The 8,416-nt window shown below is 67.2% G+C and carries 9 protein-coding genes; 3 read left to right on the top strand and 6 right to left on the bottom strand.

The window, feature by feature from the left end; genetic code table 11:
• Positions 1-82: 82 nt before the first annotated feature.
• From J1M43_RS16500 to J1M43_RS16515, 4 genes are all read right to left on the bottom strand, one after another.
• Complete coding sequence (locus J1M43_RS16500) at positions 83-835, bottom strand: cation-transporting ATPase (protein WP_206477550.1); 753 nt, start codon at positions 833-835, stop codon at positions 83-85.
• Positions 836-946: 111 nt separating this feature from the next.
• On the bottom strand, positions 947-1,420 hold the full coding sequence (locus J1M43_RS16505) for a hypothetical protein (RefSeq protein WP_206477552.1): 474 nt from the start codon (positions 1,418-1,420) through the stop codon (positions 947-949).
• Positions 1,421-1,422: 2 nt separating this feature from the next.
• Entirely contained in the window at positions 1,423-1,647 is a 225-nt protein-coding gene (locus J1M43_RS16510; RefSeq protein ID WP_193597858.1) for a hypothetical protein, read from the bottom strand.
• Between the two features lie 229 nt (positions 1,648-1,876).
• Positions 1,877-2,920, bottom strand: coding sequence for a TerC family protein (locus J1M43_RS16515; protein WP_147040069.1), 1,044 nt, complete (start codon positions 2,918-2,920; stop codon positions 1,877-1,879).
• Positions 2,921-3,149: 229 nt separating this feature from the next.
• Between J1M43_RS16515 and J1M43_RS16520 the strand changes: the two genes are divergently transcribed.
• Positions 3,150-3,707 (top strand): hypothetical protein, encoded by a 558-nt coding sequence (locus tag J1M43_RS16520; protein WP_206477554.1) that lies wholly within the window; start codon positions 3,150-3,152, stop codon positions 3,705-3,707.
• A gap of 43 nt (positions 3,708-3,750) precedes the next feature.
• Here the strand turns inward: J1M43_RS16520 and J1M43_RS16525 are convergent, their stop codons facing one another.
• Positions 3,751-4,029, bottom strand: a complete 279-nt coding sequence (locus tag J1M43_RS16525) for a winged helix-turn-helix domain-containing protein (RefSeq protein ID WP_147040076.1) — start codon at positions 4,027-4,029, stop codon at positions 3,751-3,753.
• 62 nt (positions 4,030-4,091) lie between these two features.
• Positions 4,092-4,397: a winged helix-turn-helix domain-containing protein gene (locus tag J1M43_RS16530; protein WP_206477558.1), complete on the bottom strand. Its 306-nt coding sequence runs from the start codon at positions 4,395-4,397 to the stop codon at positions 4,092-4,094.
• Positions 4,398-4,518: 121 nt separating this feature from the next.
• Between J1M43_RS16530 and J1M43_RS16535 the strand changes: the two genes are divergently transcribed.
• Both J1M43_RS16535 and J1M43_RS16540 read left to right on the top strand, forming a co-directional pair.
• Positions 4,519-6,033: a proton-conducting transporter membrane subunit gene (locus J1M43_RS16535; RefSeq protein WP_206477560.1), complete on the top strand. Its 1,515-nt coding sequence runs from the start codon at positions 4,519-4,521 to the stop codon at positions 6,031-6,033.
• The coding region (locus tag J1M43_RS16540) for a DUF2309 domain-containing protein (RefSeq protein WP_206477562.1) at positions 6,030-8,416 on the top strand (2,387 nt) is incomplete at its 3' end. The genes J1M43_RS16535 and J1M43_RS16540, both read left to right, overlap by 4 nt.

Raw genomic sequence — 8,416 nt, forward strand, 5'->3', positions numbered from 1 at the left:
CGACCGAGACCCCGTTGGCCTCGGCTGACAGCCATCCTCACGGTCCAACCGCCCCCGGCGCTACCAGACCAACCCACGAGTGCTACCAGAACGACCCACCCGCGCTACCGAACGACTCGGCTAAACAGGCAAGAGCATCGAAATCGACGCCCGCGGTGAGCGCTTCGGCAAGAAGAGGCGCGGCAATGGTACTTCCGATCGCGCCGGCAGCGACGACAACCAAGAGCCCACCGGCAGCACCGGCGGCGGCCACGCCGGCCCTCTGCCCGGTGGTGGCGTTACCGGTTCGAGGGGTACGAGCGAGGATCCCAGCCAGAGCACCAGGCCGAGCTGCCTCGGCGCGGGTGGCGGTGCGGGCAAGATCAGCCGGTTGGGATGTGCGGGGCTGTTCTGCGAGGGGGAGTTCGGTCCGCAGTCGCGCCTGGATTTGGTTGCGTTCTGCAGGAGTGAGTCGGCTGAACGCATCGGCGTGGATCCGCTCCAACTGGGCAGGCTCGGCGGTATGTAGGAGGTATTCGTAGCGGGCCACTGCGGCACGCTCGGACGCGTGATCGTTTGCCGGGGGTGAGGTCAGCCCGACGGTCTTCGAGGGTGCAGTGCCGGCGGGTGCGCCGGCAGGTGGGCTGAGCGGATGCCCGGGTCCCGCTGGCGGGACGGGTGTCGCCGGCGCGCTGCCCGGGGCAGGCGGGGTGGGCGCGGCGCCGGTGATCGCGCCCACCGCACCACGCAGTGTGCTTTTCCAGTCGCGCGGTTCGCTGCCAGGGGTCTGCGCAGGCGCGGGGGTCTTGTTGAGTGCCCGTTGGGCCAGGCCGGTGAGGCGGTCAAACAGGGTCATGAGCGTCTTCCTTCTGGGTAGGTGCTGGGGTTCTGTGGAACGTGAGTGCGCCTCTTCCGGGCGAGTGGACGTCCCTCCTGCTTCGCGAACGTTGGTCGATCACGTGGCAGGTCAGGCGAGCGGGAGCCATGCCACGGACATCACTCCCCACGCCTGTGCCCGACCTGCGGAGGGTGGGAGGCGGAGGGAAGAACGTGTGGCTGAGTAGGATTCGACGCGCACCTGCTCGGGGGTCAGCTCAACCCTCGCGGCGGCGGCATCCGCGAGCACCGCGGTGAGAATCTCGCGGTGCCGTCGAGTGCGAGAATGCAGCAAGACCGCCGGGTCGAGGCTGAACCCTGCCCGCTCCGGCTGCACGTGTACTCCCACATGTGCGGTGCGCTCTGCGAGGAGCCGAACCGCGGTGAACAGTCCGTTCCACCGGACTCTTTGGCGCGGCAGGGCGATGTGCACGCACAGATCACCGTCCCCGACGAACGAGCGGAGATCGTTGGGCCATACGGGCGCTTCGAGGCTGACGCGGTCGATCGGGGTGGTGAGCTGACCGTAATGCAGCAAGCACAGATCGTGTTCTTTCGTGATCACGATCAGCTCCGATCCGGGCAGGCATCGTCGTGTAGCTGCACACGCGCGCCCCAGTCATCAATCGGATGCAACACACCGGTGGCCGCAGCAGTCCGGTCGATCACCGTCCGGGCGTCCCAGGACGGACCTCCCTCGACGATGAGGCACTGCCCCGCATCCACGTGCAGCTCGTTGCTCGAGCCGCCGAGCAAGACCCGCTGCCCCGCCGCGACGACAACGTCCGTCACGGATTGATCCGTGACCTCACGCACGGTGACCGGATTGTCTCCCGCGTTGCGCAGACTCCCGCACCCCGGCAGAGGTCCGCCGCAGCGGTCACCGACACCGACAGTCCACGCGACTGCGAGAATCCCGGTCACAGCGAGCAGCGGCAACACAACTACCGCCACCGTCGAACCTCGGCGACCCCTCCTCACCGGCTGGGAATCGGGGGCCAGGGCCGCCGAGGGGTCACGGTCAGTCATCGGAACTCACCTTCCGTTCTGCGGGCACTCTGCCGCGGCGGCGGAAGACCGGCTCCGCGGCGGCGAGCTCCTCGTCACTGGCGAGGCGGAACGCCCCGGCGGCTTCGGTTTGCACCTCACGTCGTCCTTGGCCTCGGGTGGCACGGAGGCTGGCGACGATCGAGACGGTGATGATGGTGGCCACCACGGCGAGGCTGATGGTGGTCGGGATGTAGAGGACGTCCAGGAGGAGCATCTTGATGCCCACCCAGATCAGGACGAACGCGAGCCCGACCTTGAGGTAGATGAACCGGTGGATGAGGTCGGCGAGGAGGAAGTACATCGCACGCAGCCCCAGGATGGCGAACGCGTTGGCGGTGAACACCAGGAACGGTTCGGAGGTGACGGCGAAGATCGCGGGGATGGAGTCGACGGCGAAGATGATGTCGGTGATCTCCACCAGGACCAGCACCGCCAAGAGCGGCGTCGCCACCACGATTCCGGCTTTGCGGATCAGGAACTTCTGCCCGTGGTAGGCGTCGGTCATCGGCACGAACCGGCGGAAGGCCTTGAGGATCTTGGACTTCTCGGGGTGAATGTGGTCGTTGCGGGAGCGGAACATCCGCCATCCGGTGTAGATCAGGAACGCGGCAAACACGTACAGGATCCAGGCGAAGTTCTCGATCAGTGCGGCGCCGGCGGCGATGAAGATCCCGCGGAAGATCAGGGCGCCCAGGACGCCGAGGAAGAGCACCCGGTGCTGGTACTCGCGGGGGACGGCGAATGCGGCGAAGATGATCGCCCAGACGAACACGTTGTCCACGGCGAGGGATTTCTCGATCAGGTAGCCGGCGAAGTACTGCTGCCCGAATTCCGCCCCCCACAGCGACCACACGAGCACACCGAAACTCACGCCCAGCACGACCCACACGATCGACCACGCGGCGGCTTCCCGCACACCGATCACATGGGCTTTGCGGTGTGCGACCAGATCGACGGCGAGCATCACCAGGATCACGCCCAGGACGGCGAACCACGCCCACAACGGCACTGACATATCAAAGACCTCCACGAATACTCGTGAAGGTCTCATCGGCCTGACGGCCCTGCGCACCGGATCCCGAGGCGGGAACGTATTGACGATGCGGAGCGAGGATTACTCCCCTTCTTGCCCCATCAAACAGGAGAAGTATGCTTCACGTCAAGTCGGCTCGCGAGAAGTTCCCGGAACCACGGTCAACAGATGGGCGAGCCTGGGGGCGCTTTCGCGGTGTTCTGGCAGGACTATGCTGTCTTCGGGCTGCTCGTCGAGCTGCACGGCGAAGTGGTGGTGGCGGGTGAAGGGTTCGGGGTTCGACGTCGATGCCGGGTTGCGGCGATACCCGTGGGTGTCGAGGGCCATGAACGCGGAGGCCGTTTACGGCACCGTTCTGACCGCTGGGCTGATCTCCGCGTTCTCTCTCTACAACCCGGGACTGCCGGTCCTGATCGCGCGCACCATCGGCACCGTCCTGGTGTTCTGGGGTGCACACGTCTACGCCGAGATCGTCGGCAACCGCGCAATGAGCTGGCGAGAAGCGGTCCGCGAGGGCCTGCAACGCTCCGCCGGACTCCTGTGGGCACTCATCGTCCCGGTCGCCTGCCTGACCGCGGCCGCGCTCCTCGGACTATCGATGGATGCCGCCGTAGACATCTCCTTGTGGGGAGGCGTCGTCACCCTCGCCATATTGGGATGGTGGGCGGCCCGGCAACGCAACGACCCCGCCCTGGTGAAGGTGGTCACCGCCGCCGCGACGGCAGGCATGGGACTCGCGCTGATCGCTCTCAAAGCACTCGTGCACTGACCGCGCCCCGGCATCCGCTGAGCCGAGCGGTAACGCGCGTGTCTTAGTGGATGTCCAGTAACGCGCGGATGAGGTCGCCCACGGTATGCGCGGCGTTCGCAGGATGCCGCAACGGACGGTCCTGGTACAACACGTAGTGGTTGCGCCGACCGCGCTTCTCCCGCTCCAGGTATCCGGCGTCCTCGAGATCGTTGAGGATCGTGAGCGCCGAACGCGTGGAGATCCCGACCTCCGCGGCGATATCGCGCACAGTGGCGTCATGGTTAGCCGCGATCGCGAGCAACACGTGCGCGTGATGGGTCAAGAACGTCCACTCCGCCATAGCTCCCATCCTCCCAGGGCTGCGCCTACCGGCATGCCATCCAGGATCTGCGGCGGCTGAGATCAGGCCGCGGTGGGTGCGTGCTCGGCTGCGTCAGATGCCGAAAAGATGGCCAGGAGTTCACCGATGTGATGGTCCCTGTCCAGCGGGTGCCGCAACGGCCGGTCCGGGTTCAGCCGGTAGGTGTTGCGCCGTCCGACCCGCTCCCGGGTCAGGTACCCCTCCTGCTCGAGCTCGCTGACGATGCGCTGCGCCGCCCGTTCGGTCACCCCCACCAGGGTCGCCACATCTCGCAACAGAATCTGCGGATTGGCCGCCACACACAGCAGGACGTGGGCGTGATTCGTGAGAAAGGTCCACTGCGCCATCGCCCCATGCTACCGTGCGGCCCCGCACGTTTCGGCACATGTATTTACGGAATCACAATACGTGCTATGTTTTTCGTGTTTTCAGTGACATAAAAAGTCGGGGGTGCGGGTGATGGGGAGCGTGGTGTTCACGATCGCGGTGACGGCACCGTGGGTCGCTGTCGTGGTCGCGGCGTTGCTACCCGCATCGACCGGGACGGTGGCGCGGGCCGCAGCATGGGTGACCGGAACAGGCGCCGTCGCTGCTGTCGCCACCGGCCTGTTGGCGGTGCTCGGTGAGCGCCCGCCGTCCGGTGGACTATGGGCGGGCGACCCGGTGGCGGTGCTGATGCTGATGCTGGTCTTGTGGTTGAGCGCGGTGATTCAAGTGTTTGCGGTCCGCTACCTGCGCGGTGACCTGCGACAGCGATGGTTCGCGGTGTGGGCGAACGCGTTGACGGGCAGCACCGTGGTGATGGTGTGCGCGGGGACGGTGGTCACCTTCACCGTCGGCTGGATCGCCGCGGGTCTCTGCCTGGTCTTTCTGCTGAACACCTACCGCTCGCTGCCACAGGCCCGTCAAGGGGTGCGGCGGGCCGGGTTGAGCTTTCTGATCGCCGACGCCCCACTGGTCGTGGCGGTGTTGATCCTGACGCTGGCCGTCGGGGGGGATGTCCGTCTCGCGCAGGTCGGATCGGTCGCAGGGATCCTGCCGGAGGGCATGGTGGTCGCGGTGGCGCTGCTGCTGGTGGTCGCGGCGCTGGGGCGATCCGCACAGTTCCCCTTCCACCGGTGGCTTCCCTCGACGCTGGCCGCACCGACCCCCGTCTCCGCGTTGCTGCACGCTGGTGTCGTGAACGCGGGCGCGATCCTGGTGATCCGGTTCTCCCCGCTGATCGCACCCGTTGCGGTGGCGATGCTGGTCATCTTCGCGGCGGGAGCGGCGACACTGGTGTACGCCGCGGCAGTCCGGCTGGTCAAACCCGACGTGAAGGGCCGGCTGGTGTTCTCCACCGCCGGCCAGATGGGCTTCATGATGATGGCTGTCGGGCTGGGCGCGTTCGCTGCCGCCGTCTTCCACCTGCTCGCGCACGCGCTCTATAAGTCGGCTCTGTTCCTTTCCGCCGGCACCGGAGTGGCCAGACACGCCGAACAACGCACCTGGCCCGCCCCGGAACCGTCTTCCCGGTCCCGCACTGTCGCGGCGGCCCTGCTCGCCACCACCCTGACTGTGGCGGTGCTGGTGGCGGCCAAGGTAGTGCTCGCCCCGCAAGCAACCCCCGCGAGCCTCGCCCTGCTCGGATTCGTCGCCTTCACCGCCGTTGTTGCCATCGCAGCCGGACTTCGCCGCACCATGACAACAGCCACGCTCACGGCCGCGGGAATCGGACTCACGGTTCTGGGATTCTTCTACGTCGCCTTCCTCGGCCTGTTCGACTCCCTGATCAGTCCCGCTGCGTCCATGCAGCCGGCATCGCCCTGGTTGCTGCTGATCCCCGCCGCGCTCTTGCTCGGCTTGCAGTGGCTGGCCAGGTCCCCCCGCACCGCCGGCGGGATGCACAGGGTCCTGTACATGTGGGCCCTCGCCGAATCGACGGTCTCCCCACCCACCCGGATCGAACCGGTCCGCGCTCGTCAGAAGGAGGTCGTGGCATGAGTCTGCTGATCCAGGCCCATGTCGCCCAAGCAGCCCACGATGTCATCGCCGTCTGGCCAATCGGATCGTTCATCGCACTCAATCCGCTCGCCGCACACGAGAGCACCCGATTCGAGAACATCCACGAACCCGGTATCACGCTCACCCAGACTCTTCCTCGGTATCGCGCCCAGTACGCGTCGGGGCGCATCACCCGCCCGGATCTGATCTCAGCTCTGCACGAGCGGATCGGGGAACTTGACGGTTTCCCTGTCCTCGAGCTCGGCCGGATGGCCTGGTCGGCTGCAGAGATCCTCGTCGAGGAAATGCTGCGATCCGACAGTCGCCCGCCGACTCCGAGGACGCTGTCGGCGGCGGATCCGCTTGAACAGCACGTCACAAAGTGGGTGGCCGCTTTCGTGGACCCCGACGCGCAGTGGCCGATACCCGGCCGACGGGACGGGTTCTACAGCGCCTGGCACGCCCTGTCCGTCCACGACCCGCATCTGAGCCGGCTGGCGCGACGGCGGATCCGCTCCCTCCCCGATCAGGCTCTGCCCGCCCTGACGGCAGCCCTCACCCATCTCGGGGTCGCTGATGGGGCCACCGTGCAGACCCTCACGGCAGAGCTGGCCGCGCTACCGGGGTGGACCAGCTACCTGAAATGGCGGTCCGAGCACAGCGGCGACATCGACCTCACCGAATACCTCGCCGTCCGCCTCGCGCTCCGCCACGCTCTCGACCTTCCGCCGCGCCCGCTTTCGCCCCGCCCCGGACCCGACGGCGACCACCCCCCAGACCCGGCGAAGGAACTGTGGGCGCGCGCCGAGCAGATCTCCGCCACCCTCTCTCCGTCGCCCACCCGTGCCGAGGTGGCGATGGTGGCCCGTGTTCTGATCCTGCATCCCCCCACCGATCATCCGTTCACCTGGCAAGCGGCCTACGAGAGCCACTACCGCACCGCACTCGTTCAGTCGATCACCTACGGCACTGCCGCACCCGGCCGGCCGACGGTGCAGGTGGTGATGTGTATCGACCCGCGTTCCGAAGGGGTTCGCCGTCACTTGGAATCGCACCCGGGGTTGGAGACGCTCGGATTCGCCGGGTTCTTCGGCGTTCCGGTCCGGTTCACGTCTTTCCAGGGCCGCGGGGCAGTGGACTCCCTTCCTGCCCTGTTGCGTCCCCGCCACGCCGTCACCGAATCACCCACGAGTCCCCAGCGCGCCCATCGACGCAGCCGGGGGCTCCGATTCCTCGACGCCGCCGCGCACGCGCTGCACGCCACCGAGAACGCAACCGCGACCCCGTTCGCGCTGGCCGAAACCGCCGGCTGGTTCTACGGTGCCACCACCTTCACCCGCACCCTCGCCCCCGGGCTGCACCACACCCTCACCCGCACCTGGCGAACCCTGATCGCGCCGCCCTCCCCCAGTGAGGTCACCGTTTCGGATGCCTTCAGTCTCGAGGAGCGTGTGACGCTGGCCGAAGCGGCGGTCACGATGATGGGCCTGCACCAGTTCGCTCCGCTGATCGTCCTCACCGGACACAGATCCACCAGCATCAACAACCTCTACCAATCAGCGTTGGACTGCGGCGCCTGCGGCGGAAACCCAGGCGCTGTGAACGCCCGAGCGGCCGCAGCGATCTTCAACGACCCCACCGTCCGGGCAGCGCTCGCCCCCCGCGGGATCACCATCCCGGAGGACACGGTGTTCGTCGCCGCGCTGCACGACACCGTCGCCGACACCATCACCGTGCTCGACCCGCACCTGGTCCCGGACACCCACGCCACCGAACTAGCGGAGTTCATCGTGCACGCACGGGCCGCAGCGGATCACCTGGTCCGCGAGCGGGCGACCACCCTCCCGGGCGCTCACCCGCACCAGTCCCTGGCCCGGCTGAGAGCCCGCGCACACGACTGGGCCGAGGTCTATCCGGAACTGGGACTAGCAGGCAACGCCGCCATGATCATCGGCCCCCGGGAAATGACCGCCAGTGCGAACCTGCACCGCCGCGTGTTCCTGCATTCCTACCGCACCGAAATGGACCCTGACGGGACAGGGCTGGAAACCATCCTGACCGCCCCGATGATCGTGGCTCAGTGGATCAACCACCAGTACTACTTCTCCACCCTCAACCCCGACGTGCTCTCCGCCGGCACCAAAACCATCCACAACGCCATCGGCGGCATCGGCGTCCTCGCCGGCCACAGCGGCGACCTCCGCCGCGGCCTTCCCTGGCAATCCGTTGCTGTCGGTGACACTCTCCTGCACGAACCGGTTCGCCTGAGCGTGATCGTCCAAGCCCCGCTCGAGAGGATCGGCGACATCATCTCCGGCAACCAAGTCCTGCGCGACCTGTTCGACAACGACTGGATCACCCTCACTGCCCGCCCCTCCCCCAC

Origin of the sequence: Microbacterium sp. KRD172, assembly GCF_017168295.1 — a bacterium.
GTDB lineage: Bacteria > Actinomycetota > Actinomycetes > Actinomycetales > Microbacteriaceae > Microbacterium > Microbacterium profundi.